This window comes from Pseudomonas sp. GM30 (genome assembly GCF_000282275.2).
GTDB lineage: Bacteria > Pseudomonadota > Gammaproteobacteria > Pseudomonadales > Pseudomonadaceae > Aquipseudomonas.
In genome coordinates, this window is sequence record NZ_AKJP02000026.1 from 394,163 (window position 1) to 408,972 (window position 14,810).

A 14,810-nucleotide genomic window follows, 5' to 3' on the forward strand; every position below is an offset into this window, starting at 1 on the left:
CTCACCTGCGGCACAACTGTGCCCCTACTTCAAAGGATTGCTAACCATGCCCATCGAAGAATTCGCAGCGAAGGAAAATTACAAATTTTCCCCGCCTCTTCCTCTGCACTTAGATCATAAGCCCGTCTATGCCATGCCTTACAAAACATTTGATGGCATGTACCGAAAAAACACCGATGTCAGATACCTCTCTGTTGGCTTTTCGCAATGGGATAGCGACGAGCTCTCGCTGAAAATCATGCGCTACAAAGACAAATGGTCGCGACAATCGGAAGAGCTCCCTCTCCACCGTGTAATCGACTCCTCCATTTTTTTGGCCAAAGCCCTGCTGGACCGCGACAATTCAGCAGTAGAAATAGAACGCGGCCTATTTACTGATCAACCCGATGGGTTTCGAATCCAGGAGGAACAAATAACCCAGCAAGAAAAGGCCCAGTTCGATTCCTTCCTCGACAATTATGGCGAGGACCTCAAAGGTAGATTTAACAAGCTATATCAGTTGCTAAGTAATCTGAAAACTCAGGGCAAGCTCTGACTGATCTACAAGGCGCGACACAATTTGCTGATTCGCGAAACGTGTCGCGACTTACTGACTTACCCGATCGACTGCTTCGAGCGCTTTGTCCGCTGCTTGGGTGGCAGTAGTTGCGGCCTTCGAAGCCTTCTCGGCAGCAGTCCCAGTCTTGCGGGTCAATTCGTCCAGGCGGTGGTCCCGCTCATTCATGGCGGTGGCGTATGCACTGCGGATCTCCTCGACCTGCTTCGCCTGCTTCTCGGCAAGCGACCAGTAGCAGGCCTGATAACCCAGCACCGTGCCGCCGGCGACCAGCACAATGGCGATCGCCCAAACTTCTGCCCGGCGCCACCAGCGGCGAGCAATGAATTCCATCGCGCATCTGTCCATCACACAGCACCTCCGAGCTTGTTCCGCAGGCGGGTGATCTCGTCGCTCTGCAGGGTCACTCGCTCCGTGAGCTGGGCGACCTGACTGGTCAGCGCTTCAATCTTCCCTTCCATGCGGCCAACCGAAGCAGCCAGGTCGTTGCGCTCTTTCGCGAACTGATCGGCACGGGACTCCGCTTCCTTCCGGGCGGTGCGCTCCGAGTCGAGCAGTTCATTGAGGCGGCGGACGGTGCCGATATCGGCGTTGTCCATTGCCCGGTCAGCAGCATCCTTCGATAGGAATTTCCGCAGCCACAGCAGCCCGCCTAGTATCACCGTGGCACTACCGCCCAGCCAGGTAGCTGTGCCTGGGCCGAGGTCAGTAGGATCCATTCAGTTCTCCAGAGATTTAAACGACTACGCTCAGAGGGTGGCGCATAGCCACCAAAAAAAGGAGCGCATCATGTTGGGAAAAATGTTTATAGCAACCGCATTCTTGTCTATCTCAGGATGTGGCCTATTCCAGCAAACGGCAAAGCCGAGTGAGATCACGCTTGCGAAAGCTATGCAGGAAGTCGGTACTGGTCTAAAAGCAATGAAAATGGCTGAAGGGGATGTGAAAACCGGGCTGATCGCGTCGGAAGTAACCGTGGTATTCAACATCGCTGCAAGTGACAAAAAGTCAGGAAATTTGACGATCGATTTGGCAGCTCCAATTGCTGGAGGAGCTGGGACGGCCAAGGCTGGCGGCGGCTTGACGTCAGGAGCAGACTCTCAACGAGGCAATACCGTAACAGTGAAATTCGTAAATTTACTTATGATTCCGAAGGATACCTTGGCATATAAGGGAACACTTGCTGATCTCACTCCAGTCGTGTCGGGGCCGAAGCCCGTGATTACTACATACGACCGCAAGCTGGATCCCAAGGAGTTCTCGCCAATGGAGCTGCAGTCGCTTCAGTTGCAGACCAGCGAGACAAAATAACCTAGTAACAATGCGGCCCGGCCGGAGGGTCGGGTCCTGAAAATCAGGTACCCCCAATCTGAGCGCCCCCCACGTATACAGTCCAGTGCTTTTGCGCTCACCATTCGACGTCGCGCCACCCTGCAGCATTGTGAGATCAGGGTACGCGGGCTGCCGGTGTTGATTCCGTACGTCGCACTATCCGCCTATCGACGTCCAGGCTTCCCGAAGGCTGTCCTGTCTACACGTAAATTCGAGGAATAAAAAAACCCGCACCGGGCGGGCTTTCTACTGCCTTAGACGGCTTATTTTCCTGGCGGATACTCGCGAAACCTTGAGTACTACCAGCGCTATTAGCGCACCGACAACCCCGCCAAATAGTCCCATCTGAAATGCTGCTGATGGCTCCATCCAACACGGGCTCAATGGCTTAAAAGGGTAGTAGAGGCACGGCACAGGAAAGAGTGCCCGCCATACTGGTAACGCACCGCCGATGATCAGCAACCCTAACGTAAAGAGCGCAAAAGTTTTCCATTGCCGTATGACGAGAAACCGCCTCCTAAGCACTGCTAAGGCGATGACTAATACAAACGAAAAGAAACCGGGAAGGTAAAGTGTCACGAAGTAGATTTGGTCGAACTGGTGGCCGGCAGTATCCATATCACCTCAGCAAAAAACCCGGCGCTTGGCCGGGCTTGAATATCTATGTGCGTTTCGCGTTACTTGTGCACTATGGAAAAATTACCTCATAAACCCCAACATAGCAACACCTTTATGCCGCATCTTCAGAATTTTCATCAAATATGACCTGCCATACAGGCTGCAAGGCCTGAACATCCACTTCTGAAATAGCTTCACGCAGGAAATTCCACACATCCTTCCAGTCGCGGTCCCACACTTTCGGCTCGATGCGCACTCCGTACAGATTGAGCATCCCCTCGGCGACGCGTGCCGGCCCCCACTGCTCCCCGCCATGAGCCTCAACTTTGTACGACTGCAGAGCGACGGTGATCATGCAATGAGCTTTCGCAGCCTTGGCATCTGTCAGCGCGGAGAAATCCACGTAATTCCAGATCAGTTTCTCGGCGTTGAGCACGTGAACCATCGTCATGCATGGGTGATACATGTAGTGCCCGAGCTGCTGCACCTGGAACGGTAGCGTATCGATCGCGCGGAGAACTTTGCCGATGGTTGCCAAGTGCGCAGCCCGAGCAGTCGATCGTCCAACTGGCGTGCGACGCGTCTCGCTGATGCTGATCCGCTCGCGCACAACTTGAATACGCTCTTCCTTGTCTTCACCAAGTGCGGCGAATACCGCTTCATGCCGGCGCATACGGGCGCCCTTTTTCACCGGCGCAGACTCTGCCCGGTCAATGGCTGCAGCGCTGATCGACGCGTTCGATTCATGCTGAGCCTCAGTCCATACCTGCCTTGCGTTGATCAGCTTCATGCGGCTTCCCCTTTTTTCAGTTCGCGGGTCTTGGCCCGGTATTCAGTCTTGATGGTTTTGATTTCTTCGACGGTGTACTTGCGGGGCTCATGAGGCCCCTCCAGCCAGGCCACGGTTTCGGCGCCGATGCGCTGTACCAACCGGATGCGGTACTCGACGGCATTACCGGACAGGTTGCGGTTGCACTTCACGCACTGACGATGGATGTTCAGTGGCTCGAAACGCAGTTCCGGGCAGGCACCCACGGATCGATAATGCCCAGCGTCCCAGCGGCTGCCGGTGATCAGGTCGCTGTCCTTCGGCATCGAGTCGCAGCTGATGCATGGCAGGTGCGCGTCACGCAGGCGGACGTACTTGTTCACCGCGGCTTGGGCTTCGCGTAGATGATCCGCCCTACTCTTTAGCTTCTCTTTGCGTACCTTGATCTCGCGACGCTCGATGCTGGCCAGCGACTTGCGCTTCTTCTCCTGCTTCTCCCGCGCGATGACAACGGCGCAGTCCGGCGAGCACCAAGACTGAAAGCTCACCTTCGGGACGAATGAGGTCCTGCAGGTTTTGACTGAGCATTTTTTCGGGCGCGGCTGCTTCCTTTCAATCGTCATGCAGCCTCCTGGCTCAGAAGATCATCGAAGTACACACCCTGCGGTGCGAAGCGCGCGACAATGCGGTCGGTGTACGCCACGCCTTGAGCTCGATTGAAAAGACTGGTCACCGGGAAACCGTCCGGGCCGAACAAATGGCAGCCCCCCATCATTTCCAGCTTTGTCGCGTACGGAAGATGGCGCATCACCCGGTACCACTCCGCCTGAAACCCGGCATCCTCGTTCAGCAGGATCTGCACGCCGATGTGCAACTTGCAGTACCGGCGGGCGTCAGCCTCATCGCCGATCTGCGTCATTTCAGCGATGCGCTTGTACATCGCGAACCACAGTCGGTTCTGGTCCAGCGTTCGGTCCTTGCCGGGGCGCAGCGAGACCACGACGAACTTCTTGTCGCGGTACATGGCACTGATAGCGGTGATAGCCTCGGAAAGCTTGGCCTGGCAGTTCACGGAGATTTTGTCAGCCATGGTCCACCCCCTTGATCACGCTTTTTTCGTTGCATAAACTCTGCTCACCAGCCTCATGCGCGCGCGAACCTTTCGGAAGTCTGAGCGAAAGCGAGAGGCTGGATTCTGTTCCTTCCCCGCCCGCTCGACTGCCAGCGGAATGCTCAAGCTCCCCAACCACTTCGCACGCTATGGCAAACGCCGGGTCGCCCAAGCGAGTCGACTGCATGATGCGTGTCATGCCTTCGAGCAAAGCATCGTTTTGTTCCTGAAACTGGCCGGCACCGCGCTGCAGCGCTTGCACCTGTCCACGCAGCGCCGCGTTTTCCGCATTGACGTGGCTGAATTGAGTGGCGATGTGCTCTTCCAGCGAAACTAGGTCACGCTGCCAGTCGATCTCATCGTGGAAGTAGCCGAAGCGCTCGCAGAGGCTGCGGTGGAAGTTTTTGAAGCTGGCCTCAGCCTGCTTTTTCTGTTCAGTGGTATCGGTCATTGAGCCGCGCTCCCTGCTTTCAATTGTTCGGCCTGCCGAATCAGCAGCGCCCGGCGATCAGCCAGCTCGTTGGCTGCCAAAATTCGCAGTTCTGTTTTTTCCTCGTCCGAGGCTTTGCGCATCGCCAGCATCGAGTCCTTCACCGCGGCGAGCTTTTCGCGCAGCTTTGGCGAAGGCCGCGCGACCTCACCGGTGAGCAGCGCAACGACGGCCCTTCCGTCTTCAGTGACCGGCGCGACACTCAAGTCGGCCAGATACTGCTGCGCGCGCTCCTGTGGGATTCGCTGCATTTGCAATGCCTTGGTAATCGCCTGTGTTCGGCGGTTTGCGTCGAAACCAACCGACACGTGCCAATTGACGTGTTTGTTGTCCTCCCGAGCCTGACCCACCAGACGCTCGTAAGCGCTGTTGAATGCCATGCGTGCACCAACCTTGTCGTCGGCATCGAGGACAGGTTTTGCAGCAGCCAGTGCGAGCTGGATTTCGTCGGTCAGCACCACGGTTTCAAATTCATCGTTGGTGGTCATGGCGATCGCCCATGCTTCGTCCTTGCCCGGGCGGCCGTCAGCGGCCTGCACTCGCTGGAGAATGTCGGCCATCGCCAGCTTGCCCTTCACCTCGAAGCGGCAGGCCTTCAGCGCAGCTTTCACGGCGGGCACCGAGTAAGCGCAAAGGTCTTCAGCCATCATCGCCGCAGTGCCTGGGTTCATTTCCTGCCCCATGGCCTCGGCTGTAGCGCAGATCGCGGCGGCGAGGCCAGCAACCTGCTGGTCGTTCATTTCAAAGGTACTCATTGCGCTCTCCTGCTTTGCGCTTCGCCAAGACCATTTGCGCGGCCTGCTCGGCGGCGGATACGTTCGCCTCGGTGCGTTCCATCTGGCGTGCGGTAGTCCCGTTGATGCGCTGACCGGTCACCCACTGGGTGTGGTAGCTCTCGGCGTTGGCCAGCAGCTCATTGAGACTGTGGCATTTGCGCAGGACGGCGGCATCGCTGGTTTTCAGGTAGTGCGCGGCGACGTGATGAGCGACATCGGCGCCGAGGCGGTCGACCAGTTGGCCGAGCTGGCCACCGACCTTGGCGTTCCATACCGGCCAAGCACCGTTGTAGCGCTTGCGGTAGGCCATGGCGTAGTTCGCCCAGACCTTGAAGGTTTTGCAGGACTGGTCTTTTGGGCCCGGCATATCGGCGGGAATTTCAACCCGGGGCGCATCGGTGCGATCAACCACCAGAACCAGATTGCGGGACTGAGCCGGCACAACCTCGGCGGAAGCCGGGGGTGCAATTGGTTCAATGACCGGTTCATTGACTGGTTCAGAAGAGTGACTGGTTCTGGGTGCAGCTCCTGCACTACCCCCTAGTGCAGGAGATTCACTAGGGGGTGAACCTGCTGCACCGCCCTGGTGAATCTGCTGCACTACCCCTGGTGCAGGAGGTGCACCACCATCAAGGGTCAGGAAGTAAACGTTCGACGAGTTGCCCTTCGGCCCCCCCTTCCTAATTTCCTTGCGCAGCAGCCCTGACTCACACAGCGCGGTGATGTGGTTCATAACCGAACGCTTGCTGATCTCGCACTGATCGGCGATGTGTTGATAGGACGGCCAGCATTCCCCTATATCACTGGCATTGTCTGCCAGCTTGATGAGCACCAGTTTGCGAAGTGGATTGCCGACGCGAAGCTTCATCGCGGCGACCATAAGGCCCATGCTCATGTGCAACCTCCAGCAACGAGCAAGGCTTGCTGGGAGCTAACACCCAACGTAAATGTCTTCACCTGATTGATCGTGACGGTGAACTGCATGTCAGGTGTTCCTGACCTGAACGGAAAAGATAAAAGCTCGCGACACGTTTTGAGAATTCTGAAAACGTGTCGCGACATTGTTCGGGGTATTGCTCGAAATGGGATGGCTCTGCATAATCGGGCCTCTCTAGTTTTGCGAATTAGCCGACCTTCTACGTCGGCTTTTTTGTGTCTGAAACTCAGGCTGCCTTCACGGACTGCTTGAATACTTCCAGACTGACGATCACTTCCTCTGCCTCCTTAAGCAGGCTCGTTTTCTCGATCGAGCAGACGCGTCCATCAGCCTGTGCGTCGAACGCAAGTCGGGTAACGTCGGCAAGATCGGCGTGCAGCCGCAAAAGTGCGGCGTTGAGATTGATGCCTTCTGGCTTTTCCTTCGGAACCAAGTCGAAACCGAACGCCTCCGCCCATGCCTTCAGCGGACGGAAGTCCTGGGTGAACTTCATGATCCGATGCAGCTCTTCCACGTTCATGCGGTGAGTGTCGTAGTCCGGGTTCGCCTTCTGGGAAAGAAGGGTCCGTGACTTGAAGTCCGCGCCTTCGGCAATCTTCTTGGTGCCATGGTCGTCAACCACGTCGTAGATCGCCTTCATCAATTCCTGCATGTAACACCTCGAAATTCTTTACGTGGCGCCCTGCTGATGCTGGGGCGATCATTTACTCAATGGATCAGCGCACGGGAGTTTCATGCGGCGGTTCTCTGAACCGGCAACTGGCACGGAAAAGGACGAACCTCCTCCGCTGTCAACTTCCCGTCCTCGTGTTCGATAACCAGGATTTCCCTGGCCGCCTTCAAGGCTTTGGAAATGGCTGGTGCGCTAACGCCAAGGCCCTTGGCGACAGCGGACTGACCAATTCGCTCAACCAACTCTGGCAGTGGCGTCTTTTTCATATCGTTGCCTCAGCAAACTTGTCGGACCAGATATTAACCGCCGGTTAGTTTTCTGGCAACACCGGCGGTTGCCGCAATAAAATTAACCAACGGTTAAATTTCACGGATGAGCAAAAAGAAAGAGCTATCCCCAGAACTGAAAGCTGAGTGCGACGCCGCTAAGGCGCTTTTCGTATCGAAAAAGAACGCCCTCGGATTGACCCAAGCAAGTCTGGCTGCGGAGGCTGATATCTCGGCCGCTGCGGTAGCGATGTACCTTAACGGTACGAATCCTCTGAACGCCAAGTTTGCGGCGGTACTGTCGCGCTTACTTGGCGTCCCAGTCGAGCGTTTCAGTAAGCGACTTGCGCGCGAGATCAGCGGGCTTACAAGTGTCGCTGAAGCGCCATCAAGTTCGGCGCTCTCAGCCGCTGAGATGGTTCGTCAGATGCTCGAAAAGCAGGGCAAAGGACTTACAGACACTGCCAGACAAAGATTGATGGCGGCAGCTGAAGCAGATGATGCCGGTGGCGCCATCGAGATTGACTACTACAGGCCGGGCGTTGTGGGTGACGAAGTGTGGATCGCACACTACGACGTCCGTGCTGCGATGGGTGGCGGCCAGATCCCGCACGACTATCCAGAGATGCTGCAGGATGTTCGAGTAAGCCCTCAGCATCTTCGCGAGATGGGTGTCGAGTTCAAAGAGCATTTCCATTTGAAAATGGTGACCGGCTGGGGCCAGTCAATGGCGCCGACGATCAAACATCGCGACCCTCTGCTGGTGGACGTCAGCATCCGAGAGTTCGTAGGCGATGGAATCTACATGTTTTCGTGGGAAGGCCATTTGTACATCAAGCGTCTCCAGTGGATCGGTGATGATCAGATCAAGATGATTTCAGATAACGAGAGGCACCCTCCGCACACAATTAGAGCAGACGAAACCTACATACAGGCTCGCGTCCTCCTCGTTTGGAATGCGCAACTGGTGTAAAGCCATGGCCCTCACAAAGTCCAAACAGCAGCTTCGCCGCGACCTTAAAGAAGCCGCCGCCCTGCTCAAGTGGTCGGGCCTCGATCTGATGCAGGCTGCAGTGACCCTGTCACAGGCAGGGCATGAGGATGAGGCCAAAGAGCTGCTGAGCGTCGCTGCAAGCTTCCAAGAGGCTGAGGACAAGTTACCTGGGTATAAGGCGGGAAGGATTCTGCGCAATGACTGAAGCTTAGCGCCGTAAAGATTGGAGTGTGCTGAGGAATAGCCCGAAAGGCATTTTGCAGGCCACCTGTTTTTTCTTATTTATCAGGAAGTTAGTGATGAAAAACAAAGGGTTGAAGGCCACTCCAAAACAGATCATTTTAGACCTCGGTGTCGAGGTTCAAAGGGATGTGAACGGAATAGAAATGGGGGTGCTCGAAAACGGTATCCCATTTCTTACTCAGCGTGGCCTTGCTCTCGCCACTGGCGCGCCTAGAAGCGCTCTCCATGAAATTTCTCAGGAATGGGTTGAGCACTTCGATGACCAAGTAATAACGAAGGATAGAATTTCCTTCATAAAAGAATATCTATTTCGGCAGGGGTACACAGACCGCTCGCTATATATTGAGGTCACGCGAGATGGCCAACCCCATTATGCTTATCCAGATGTCGTCTGTATGGCCATCTTGGAGTATTACGCTTTCGAGTCCCGCTCCCCTAGCCAGCAGGCGAAGGATACTTATAGGGCGTTTGCGGCTCTTGGCCTGCGTCGATTCATTTACGAATCTCTAAATTACACACCTGGCGACAAGTGGCAGTATCACCACGAGCGGGTATCGCTGCTTCACAACAAAGCCCCAATGGGTTTTTTTATTGTATTTCACGAAGTGACAGGGCTAATCGTCGACCTGATCAATGCGGACCTGACTGTAAACGATAAGACAATACCAGACATCAGCGTTGGTCAGATGTGGGCAAAACACTGGAAGGATCACAATTATTCAACGATTTATGGCGACCGAATTGCCTGCGAGCACAACTACCCTGCGAGGTACCCGCAAGCTCGTAGCAATCCCCAAGAAGCTAACGCATATCCTAACCATGCTTTACCCGAGTTTAGAAGGTGGTTCCGTTACGATTATTTGGTCACCAAATTTCCTGAGTATATTTTGAAGAAAGCTAATACCCTGAAAGGCGGCAAGGAAGAAGCAGTTAAAATTGGCGCTATGTATGCACCAAAGAAGCTTAATTAAAGCCTGCTGAATACTGTAGATCGACAGAAGCCCGGCCCAGCGCCGGGCTTCTAGTTTCTCCCCTCCCCCGATCTGATCCGCAGTCCGCAGTCCGCAGTCCGCAGTCCGCAGTCCGCAGTCCGCAGTCCGCAGTCCGTTGCTGAGCGTGCTCCCTCTCCCTCCCGCTCGACAATGGTGGCGACGAGCCACGAATGGTAAAGTGCGGGCTCAATTATGGGAGGGATTCAAATTGGGCAAGCGCGGATACGTTTTTTGTTTTTTGGCCGTCATCGCTCTCCAGGGATGCATGGAGAAAGACCTCACCCCAGAGCAAAAGGCATATGTTGCCAGCTTAGAAACCGAGCTTGCACAGACAAAGCAGGATATTGATGCTGGCACCCGCTCGGCGGCGGCCTACAGTGGCGGACTAATAAAGGAGCTAATTTCAACTCGTGTCGAGATTCTTAAGACCAATCAAGCGCTGATAGAGCAACGGATCTTAGCTGTCCAATCAAAAGGTAGCGTGAATGTAGCAACCACCACGTCCAAGGTTGATGAGGATCTTGCCAACAAGCTTTCAGCTGAAATCACGCGAGCGAAGTCAGAAATTGCTTCTGCTAAAGCCGAGGCCGCGCAATATAGCGGAGGGCTTATCCAGGCACTGAAACTATCCGCTATTGCTACCAGCGAGCAGACTCTCGCGATGCTTGAGCAGCAATACCTAGTGGCGAAATATGGGTTAAATCCTGTTCGCACATCTTCATTGCCGTCACCGACGTTGATCGCAGCTCAAAGCAACTCGGCGCCGGCGCCTCAGAGCGCTCCCAAATCTGACCTTCTGCCTCCCGGCTCCGGGCCATTTGGGTTTGAGGCGGGCATAAGCGCAGACGTCATCGAGAAAATGACAGGCGAAGCACCAAGGCTTGTAAAGGAATCCGAAAATTTGTATTTGATAGATAACGCTCCGAAGCCTAACGATGCATTTGATCAGTACGGATTGGTCATCTCCCCGACCGTCGGCCTTTGTGTGGTCAGAGGCGTCGGCAAGACGATTCAAACAAATGACTTCGGGCATCAACTGCAAGCAGGTTATGGCGCCATGAAAGAAGCACTGACCGCTGTCTATGGAAAGCCAAAGACTTATGACTTCTTAATGCCGAGTAGCATCTGGAAAGACTCGAACGATTGGATGACCGGACTTTATAAGCAGGACCGAACGTTGGCAGCAGAATGGAAGGGGCCCGGAATAAAAAATAACATCAACACCATCTCAATTGATGCGAGAGCACTTGCCAGAGACAAAGGGTACTTCGTGGTTGAGTACACTTTCAATAATGGTCCTGAATGCAGCGCTGAACTAAAAAAGCAGAAGAACGACTCGCTGTAAGCTAAAATTGAAACAGAGCCCGCCGCGTGCGGGCTTTTTCATTCGTCTTAAAAAGGCGCCGCCTCCTCCAGATCAAATTCCGCAAAATTCTTTGCCGCCGCGTCCTGCTCTTGCTGCTCCCATCTCACCGTCACGCTGCTGTCGTCATTCAGAATGAGTTCGAGCTCATCCGCCTCGGCGATCACCCCCATCACTTCTTCCCACTCCCTTTCTCCATCCGTGTCCAGTCGATGGATCGTCACCCATCACTGAATCTGCGCGACCGGATGATTGATCATCGACGACACCCTGAGCGACAGCCGCTCTAGACCCGACATAGCGCCTCTCTCAGGTTGATTTTGTTTTGTTGCCATCGCCATCTACTTCGCTCCTGATAGCTGTACATCCATACAGTAAAACAAAAGGATAACCAATTCCTCTGAAAAATAAATTAACCGCCGGTATTGACCGCAAACAAACCGCCGGTTAATTTACAGCCATCGCAGCGACACACAACCACTGCGAAGGGACTCAAGAACCCCGTCGCTCTTTAGCGTCATCCCTTGCCGGATTATCACCGGCCTAGATTCGAAGGCAGCGATGAACCGGCCTCAACGGTTCAGAGGGTTGGCAACTGACCCGGGCGTGCAGCGTAAAACGTCGAAAGCAGTTATCCAGCGGGAGAACAAGCCGAAAGGCCCGCGGCTGGAGGAACAATTTGAGATAGGCCGATGACCGACGCCAGTAGCGGGTCACGGCGGAAAACATCGCTGAAGCCCGTTCTATGAGCGGGCTTTGGGATGTAGACCAGGTGCTACCAACTTTTCCGAGAGCTGATTATCTGCTGGCATTTATCAGCCATCTCCGGGAGTGACGCAGCCACATCAGACAGCACTCGATACATCTCGCGCTCATCCGGAAACGGGTAGATCTCGAGATTGAGAGCGATCTGAACCTTGCGCAGATTGGTGCCTTCTACCAGCCAACGCTCAATAGAGCGAGTCATCGCTGACCCGTTGTCCTCCGTCTGCCAGGCGAGAAAGTCGAAGAGCCGGGCCACCTGCATGAAAGAGATTGAATCGGGAATATCGGCAAAAAGCCGGTCAGCCAGATTTTCCTCACCAAACTCAAGGACGACTGCCCGCGCAGCGCTGAACGCTTCAGTGTATTCAGGCTCGCTGCTCTCTGCTGCGATCACGTTCAACGCCCTTTCAACAACCTGATGCATAGCAATTTCGCGCTCCGAAAAGGAGTTCGATGCTACCAGCCTTCAGCGCTACGGGCTAAACAACCAGCGCCACGACAGCCTGTCGATAACTACCCGATCCTCTCTATGAGAGCGCATCGGGGTGTGATCTGAGGCCAAGCCTCGGGCGGCGGATGTGCCAACAGGTAGCCTTCAGGGCTGCCCCATCCGCTTAATGCCGGTTGAGCCCCGGCCAGATCCCACCCCGATGCGGACGAACCTGCGCCACCTGCATCGCAACCAACTACCGATGAATGCTCGGCAGTTGTCTTCAATCAGAGGAATGGCAGCCATGTAAACCTGAGCGATTCACCTGCGCGGCGCGGCAAGCCTGAAGGCCGGCGCCCATCACTCATACAGGCAGCGGACCGTAGGCCGTCGATGTCACCGCGCATCGGCCGAATGAGGTAGGCCACCCCCACGCACGTCGACAATTTGATGCTGCAAACCCAGGCCGACGCCAGTAGCGGGTCTGGGTGCTTTGCATATCAATCAGGTAGAAAAATTGAATCAGCCAGTTGCCCGCCCGGTCAAGAATTATGAACGCAGAAAATCTGACGAGGTGACAGCAATGACTATCCAAGCAGAGGCGCTCGTACAACTGACCGAAGCGCTCCAAGAGCGAGGCATGAATCTGGTTTCAGATGTTCACTTCACTCGCGCGCCATACCGGGAAGATCACCGCTGGATTTGCATCGTAGAGTGACCATGCTCGTTGCCGGCGTCTCGGACAATCAATCCACCGCCGGCCCCACTACCCCGCTACGCCTTTTCCCTTCCGCCCGACCCGCGCGCGATTCCCCTCTACGCCAAGAGACACTCACCGGAGCGGATAGCTGCAGTCGGGCTTTTTGGGGGATCAATGATGTAACTCCTCCGACTTGAGATGGTGCTACCGGCATGGTCAAATGAGTAATGGCCTTTTGCTACGGTAATCTCAATTGAAACAGAGTCGCGGAATCATCATATTTTTTTCGGCAATGACCTTGCTCTTTATCTTGGTACAGGTATGGCACGCAAAATCTGGCCCGGAAGAGGAAAAGCAGGAGCGGGAGCGCCAACTCAAGGGGCTCGCGCTCATAATGAGTGTCCAGTCCGGAAAAGTATCCGACGATTCAACCCGCGTCGATTCTGTGACCTACAGCGATGAGGTCATGCGTATCTCTTACACACTTACAAAAGTTACGAAAGACGAAATGGATTCTGATGAATTCACCAAGGACGCAAGAGCGCTTGCAGCTTCTGCATTCTGTAATGAAAAAGGTTTAGGGCAGTTCGTGAAATCGGGGCTTTCCATTGACCTCCTCTACAAAGATTCAACCAGCTCACCGATAGTCGAGTTTCAGATAGGCAAGTCCGACTGCCTCTGAAGCCATCCCCAAAGCCCGCCTCTCTCGCGGGCTTTTTTCTGCGTGTCGTACCCCAATGAGTCCGCGCAGCTAGGCATCAATCTCCCGACCAATCTCGAATGCACTCCCCCTCCGCGCCCAACGGCAACCAGCGGAGCGAACGAGTGCATCCGAGTTTTGTTGGATCAACACCCCGCCACTCTGGAGGCGCCCATGTCAGCTTTGCGCAAGCACATCCCGGAAGACGACTTTCTCGACACGGAGGCAGGTCAGGAATGGCTGACCGAGTCGGTCGACGATTTGCTTTATCGCCGCCACGTCGAGGCGCCAAATCCGGTTGGGCGAAGCAAGGTCCTGGTCAACGCTGACCACTTACCGGAGGCGCTGGCTGATCACATGGCCGCGAACCCAGATCCCGATCGGTACATCGAGAAAATCCTGATCGAGCTGATCCGGCGCGGTGATAGCGGGATTCTGCACAACTGGGCCATCGAAGCCGTCGGCGGTGATCCGCAAATTGTTCGAACGCTCGCAGGCGACCTGGTCGCGGTGCACGCCAACGAGTACCGCGACGCCAAGCGCGAAAGCGATCGCGTAGAGCGGGAGTGCGGGTTTTGAGCCCTCACATCCTGATCGACCAGGCCCTTGATGGCGTGTCAGCGCCAGCCGGCGAAGAAGACATCAGCCTGCTGGTTCAGGCGCTGATCACCCGCCTATTCACCGACGGAGCGATCACCACCGACGAGTTCAACCACTACTGCAAACGCCTGCGTGACACCTGTCAGCGGCGCAAGGAGGACGCATGAGTACGACGCCGGTTAAATCGCTGATCGACGAGCAGCTCGAGGACATAGAAAACAAGATCGCCCTGCTCGGCTTTGGCCTTCCCTTCAACGAGGTCATCGGTCGCAAGCGCGAGGACCTGGTCGCCAGTCTGCCGCAGCGCTTGGCGCCCTCCATGAAGGGCAAGCGAATTGCGGTGAGAGTTCGGCCGTGACCGGTCGCCAATGGGCGCGCCACCTGATCATCTGGCGCGGAGCGTTTTCCTCTCTCGGCGTTTTCACCTTTCTGATGCTGCTCAGCGCCCTCGCCGGTCGCATCCCCCAATAAACAAAGCATTCAATCGCTGCGCAC

The 14,810-nt window shown here is 55.3% G+C and carries 21 protein-coding genes and 1 pseudogene; 10 read left to right on the forward strand and 12 right to left on the reverse strand.

Features of this window, described 5'->3' with window-relative positions; translation table 11 throughout:
- Nucleotides 1-46 precede the first annotated feature (46 nt).
- Nucleotides 47-535: a DUF6530 family protein gene (locus tag PMI25_RS27730; RefSeq protein WP_007965012.1), complete on the forward strand. Its 489-nt coding sequence runs from the start codon at nucleotides 47-49 to the stop codon at nucleotides 533-535.
- Nucleotides 536-586: 51 nt separating this feature from the next.
- Here PMI25_RS27730 and PMI25_RS17495 read toward each other — a convergent pair whose 3' ends face one another.
- Nucleotides 587-904 (reverse strand): hypothetical protein, encoded by a 318-nt coding sequence (locus PMI25_RS17495; protein WP_007965013.1) that lies wholly within the window; start codon nucleotides 902-904, stop codon nucleotides 587-589.
- Nucleotides 904-1,275 (reverse strand): hypothetical protein, encoded by a 372-nt coding sequence (locus tag PMI25_RS17500; protein ID WP_007965015.1) that lies wholly within the window; start codon nucleotides 1,273-1,275, stop codon nucleotides 904-906. The genes PMI25_RS17495 and PMI25_RS17500 overlap by 1 nt, the downstream gene beginning before the upstream one ends.
- Nucleotides 1,276-1,345: 70 nt before the next feature.
- On the opposite strand from PMI25_RS17500, the gene PMI25_RS17505 reads away from it, so the two are divergent.
- Nucleotides 1,346-1,867: a hypothetical protein gene (locus PMI25_RS17505; RefSeq protein ID WP_045122091.1), complete on the forward strand. Its 522-nt coding sequence runs from the start codon at nucleotides 1,346-1,348 to the stop codon at nucleotides 1,865-1,867.
- Between the two features lie 751 nt (nucleotides 1,868-2,618).
- On the opposite strand, the gene PMI25_RS17515 is transcribed toward PMI25_RS17505, so the two are convergent.
- From PMI25_RS17515 to PMI25_RS17550, 8 genes are all read right to left on the reverse strand, one after another.
- Entirely contained in the window at nucleotides 2,619-3,296 is a 678-nt protein-coding gene (locus tag PMI25_RS17515) for a hypothetical protein (protein ID WP_007965017.1), read from the reverse strand.
- Nucleotides 3,293-3,898, reverse strand: coding sequence for a recombination protein NinG (locus PMI25_RS17520; protein WP_007965018.1), 606 nt, complete (start codon nucleotides 3,896-3,898; stop codon nucleotides 3,293-3,295). The genes PMI25_RS17515 and PMI25_RS17520 overlap by 4 nt, the downstream gene beginning before the upstream one ends.
- Nucleotides 3,895-4,365 (reverse strand): hypothetical protein, encoded by a 471-nt coding sequence (locus tag PMI25_RS17525; protein WP_007965021.1) that lies wholly within the window; start codon nucleotides 4,363-4,365, stop codon nucleotides 3,895-3,897. The genes PMI25_RS17520 and PMI25_RS17525 overlap by 4 nt, the downstream gene beginning before the upstream one ends.
- Nucleotides 4,358-4,837, reverse strand: a complete 480-nt coding sequence (locus PMI25_RS17530; protein ID WP_007965024.1) for a hypothetical protein — start codon at nucleotides 4,835-4,837, stop codon at nucleotides 4,358-4,360. The genes PMI25_RS17525 and PMI25_RS17530 overlap by 8 nt, the downstream gene beginning before the upstream one ends.
- Nucleotides 4,834-5,631, reverse strand: a complete 798-nt coding sequence (locus tag PMI25_RS17535; RefSeq protein WP_007965026.1) for a hypothetical protein — start codon at nucleotides 5,629-5,631, stop codon at nucleotides 4,834-4,836. Before PMI25_RS17535 ends, PMI25_RS17530 begins: the two co-directional genes overlap by 4 nt.
- Nucleotides 5,618-6,547: a helix-turn-helix domain-containing protein gene (locus PMI25_RS17540; RefSeq protein ID WP_007965027.1), complete on the reverse strand. Its 930-nt coding sequence runs from the start codon at nucleotides 6,545-6,547 to the stop codon at nucleotides 5,618-5,620. The genes PMI25_RS17535 and PMI25_RS17540 overlap by 14 nt, the downstream gene beginning before the upstream one ends.
- Nucleotides 6,548-6,815: 268 nt before the next feature.
- A complete protein-coding gene (locus PMI25_RS17545) occupies nucleotides 6,816-7,241 on the reverse strand; it encodes a phage regulatory CII family protein (protein WP_007965030.1) in 426 nt (141 codons plus the stop codon).
- 80 nt (nucleotides 7,242-7,321) lie between these two features.
- Entirely contained in the window at nucleotides 7,322-7,528 is a 207-nt protein-coding gene (locus PMI25_RS17550) for a Cro/CI family transcriptional regulator (RefSeq protein WP_007965032.1), read from the reverse strand.
- A 106-nt stretch (nucleotides 7,529-7,634) separates the two neighbouring features.
- On the opposite strand from PMI25_RS17550, the gene PMI25_RS17555 reads away from it, so the two are divergent.
- The 4 genes from PMI25_RS17555 (at nucleotide 7,635) to PMI25_RS17570 (ending at nucleotide 11,102) form a co-directional block, all read left to right on the forward strand.
- Nucleotides 7,635-8,501: a S24 family peptidase gene (locus PMI25_RS17555; protein WP_007965034.1), complete on the forward strand. Its 867-nt coding sequence runs from the start codon at nucleotides 7,635-7,637 to the stop codon at nucleotides 8,499-8,501.
- Nucleotides 8,502-8,505: 4 nt separating this feature from the next.
- Nucleotides 8,506-8,727 carry a hypothetical protein gene (locus PMI25_RS17560; protein ID WP_007965035.1) on the forward strand — a complete coding sequence of 74 codons (222 nt, stop codon included), beginning with the start codon at nucleotides 8,506-8,508 and terminating at the stop codon, nucleotides 8,725-8,727.
- Between the two features lie 94 nt (nucleotides 8,728-8,821).
- On the forward strand, nucleotides 8,822-9,736 hold the full coding sequence (locus PMI25_RS17565; protein ID WP_007965037.1) for a hypothetical protein: 915 nt from the start codon (nucleotides 8,822-8,824) through the stop codon (nucleotides 9,734-9,736).
- 229 nt (nucleotides 9,737-9,965) lie between these two features.
- A complete protein-coding gene (locus tag PMI25_RS17570) occupies nucleotides 9,966-11,102 on the forward strand; it encodes a hypothetical protein (RefSeq protein ID WP_045122110.1) in 1,137 nt (378 codons plus the stop codon).
- Nucleotides 11,103-11,149: 47 nt separating this feature from the next.
- Here PMI25_RS17570 and PMI25_RS17575 read toward each other — a convergent pair.
- A pseudogene (locus PMI25_RS17575) lies at nucleotides 11,150-11,461 on the reverse strand (DUF1654 domain-containing protein).
- A 434-nt stretch (nucleotides 11,462-11,895) separates the two neighbouring features.
- On the reverse strand, nucleotides 11,896-12,309 hold the full coding sequence (locus PMI25_RS17580; protein WP_007965042.1) for a hypothetical protein: 414 nt from the start codon (nucleotides 12,307-12,309) through the stop codon (nucleotides 11,896-11,898).
- A gap of 959 nt (nucleotides 12,310-13,268) precedes the next feature.
- Between PMI25_RS17580 and PMI25_RS17585 the strand changes: the two genes are divergently transcribed.
- The 4 genes from PMI25_RS17585 (at nucleotide 13,269) to PMI25_RS17600 (ending at nucleotide 14,673) form a co-directional block, all read left to right on the forward strand.
- Nucleotides 13,269-13,697, forward strand: a complete 429-nt coding sequence (locus PMI25_RS17585) for a hypothetical protein (protein WP_238547085.1) — start codon at nucleotides 13,269-13,271, stop codon at nucleotides 13,695-13,697.
- Between the two features lie 192 nt (nucleotides 13,698-13,889).
- Entirely contained in the window at nucleotides 13,890-14,294 is a 405-nt protein-coding gene (locus PMI25_RS17590; protein WP_007965046.1) for a hypothetical protein, read from the forward strand.
- The gene (locus tag PMI25_RS17595; RefSeq protein ID WP_007965048.1) at nucleotides 14,291-14,482 is read left to right on the forward strand and encodes a hypothetical protein; all 192 of its coding nucleotides are present in this window, start codon (nucleotides 14,291-14,293) and stop codon (nucleotides 14,480-14,482) included. The genes PMI25_RS17590 and PMI25_RS17595 overlap by 4 nt, the downstream gene beginning before the upstream one ends.
- Entirely contained in the window at nucleotides 14,479-14,673 is a 195-nt protein-coding gene (locus tag PMI25_RS17600) for a hypothetical protein (protein WP_007965049.1), read from the forward strand. The genes PMI25_RS17595 and PMI25_RS17600 overlap by 4 nt, the downstream gene beginning before the upstream one ends.
- Nucleotides 14,674-14,810 lie beyond the last annotated feature (137 nt).

What these genes read in the sequence shown, in the direction of transcription:
- PMI25_RS27730 (WP_007965012.1), top strand. Translation starts at nt 47, where the DNA reads ATGCCCATCGAAGAATTCGCAGCGAAGGAAAATTACAAATTTTCCCCG.
- PMI25_RS17495 (WP_007965013.1), bottom strand. Translation starts at nt 904, where the DNA reads ATGGACAGATGCGCGATGGAATTCATTGCTCGCCGCTGGTGGCGCCGG.
- PMI25_RS17500 (WP_007965015.1), bottom strand. Translation starts at nt 1,275, where the DNA reads ATGGATCCTACTGACCTCGGCCCAGGCACAGCTACCTGGCTGGGCGGT.
- PMI25_RS17505 (WP_045122091.1), top strand. Translation starts at nt 1,346, where the DNA reads ATGTTGGGAAAAATGTTTATAGCAACCGCATTCTTGTCTATCTCAGGA.
- PMI25_RS17515 (WP_007965017.1), bottom strand. Translation starts at nt 3,296, where the DNA reads ATGAAGCTGATCAACGCAAGGCAGGTATGGACTGAGGCTCAGCATGAA.
- PMI25_RS17520 (WP_007965018.1), bottom strand. Translation starts at nt 3,898, where the DNA reads ATGACGATTGAAAGGAAGCAGCCGCGCCCGAAAAAATGCTCAGTCAAA.
- PMI25_RS17525 (WP_007965021.1), bottom strand. Translation starts at nt 4,365, where the DNA reads ATGGCTGACAAAATCTCCGTGAACTGCCAGGCCAAGCTTTCCGAGGCT.
- PMI25_RS17530 (WP_007965024.1), bottom strand. Translation starts at nt 4,837, where the DNA reads ATGACCGATACCACTGAACAGAAAAAGCAGGCTGAGGCCAGCTTCAAA.
- PMI25_RS17535 (WP_007965026.1), bottom strand. Translation starts at nt 5,631, where the DNA reads ATGAGTACCTTTGAAATGAACGACCAGCAGGTTGCTGGCCTCGCCGCC.
- PMI25_RS17540 (WP_007965027.1), bottom strand. Translation starts at nt 6,547, where the DNA reads ATGAGCATGGGCCTTATGGTCGCCGCGATGAAGCTTCGCGTCGGCAAT.
- PMI25_RS17545 (WP_007965030.1), bottom strand. Translation starts at nt 7,241, where the DNA reads ATGCAGGAATTGATGAAGGCGATCTACGACGTGGTTGACGACCATGGC.
- PMI25_RS17550 (WP_007965032.1), bottom strand. Translation starts at nt 7,528, where the DNA reads ATGAAAAAGACGCCACTGCCAGAGTTGGTTGAGCGAATTGGTCAGTCC.
- PMI25_RS17555 (WP_007965034.1), top strand. Translation starts at nt 7,635, where the DNA reads ATGAGCAAAAAGAAAGAGCTATCCCCAGAACTGAAAGCTGAGTGCGAC.
- PMI25_RS17560 (WP_007965035.1), top strand. Translation starts at nt 8,506, where the DNA reads ATGGCCCTCACAAAGTCCAAACAGCAGCTTCGCCGCGACCTTAAAGAA.
- PMI25_RS17565 (WP_007965037.1), top strand. Translation starts at nt 8,822, where the DNA reads ATGAAAAACAAAGGGTTGAAGGCCACTCCAAAACAGATCATTTTAGAC.
- PMI25_RS17580 (WP_007965042.1), bottom strand. Translation starts at nt 12,309, where the DNA reads ATGCATCAGGTTGTTGAAAGGGCGTTGAACGTGATCGCAGCAGAGAGC.
- PMI25_RS17590 (WP_007965046.1), top strand. Translation starts at nt 13,890, where the DNA reads ATGTCAGCTTTGCGCAAGCACATCCCGGAAGACGACTTTCTCGACACG.
- PMI25_RS17600 (WP_007965049.1), top strand. Translation starts at nt 14,479, where the DNA reads ATGAGTACGACGCCGGTTAAATCGCTGATCGACGAGCAGCTCGAGGAC.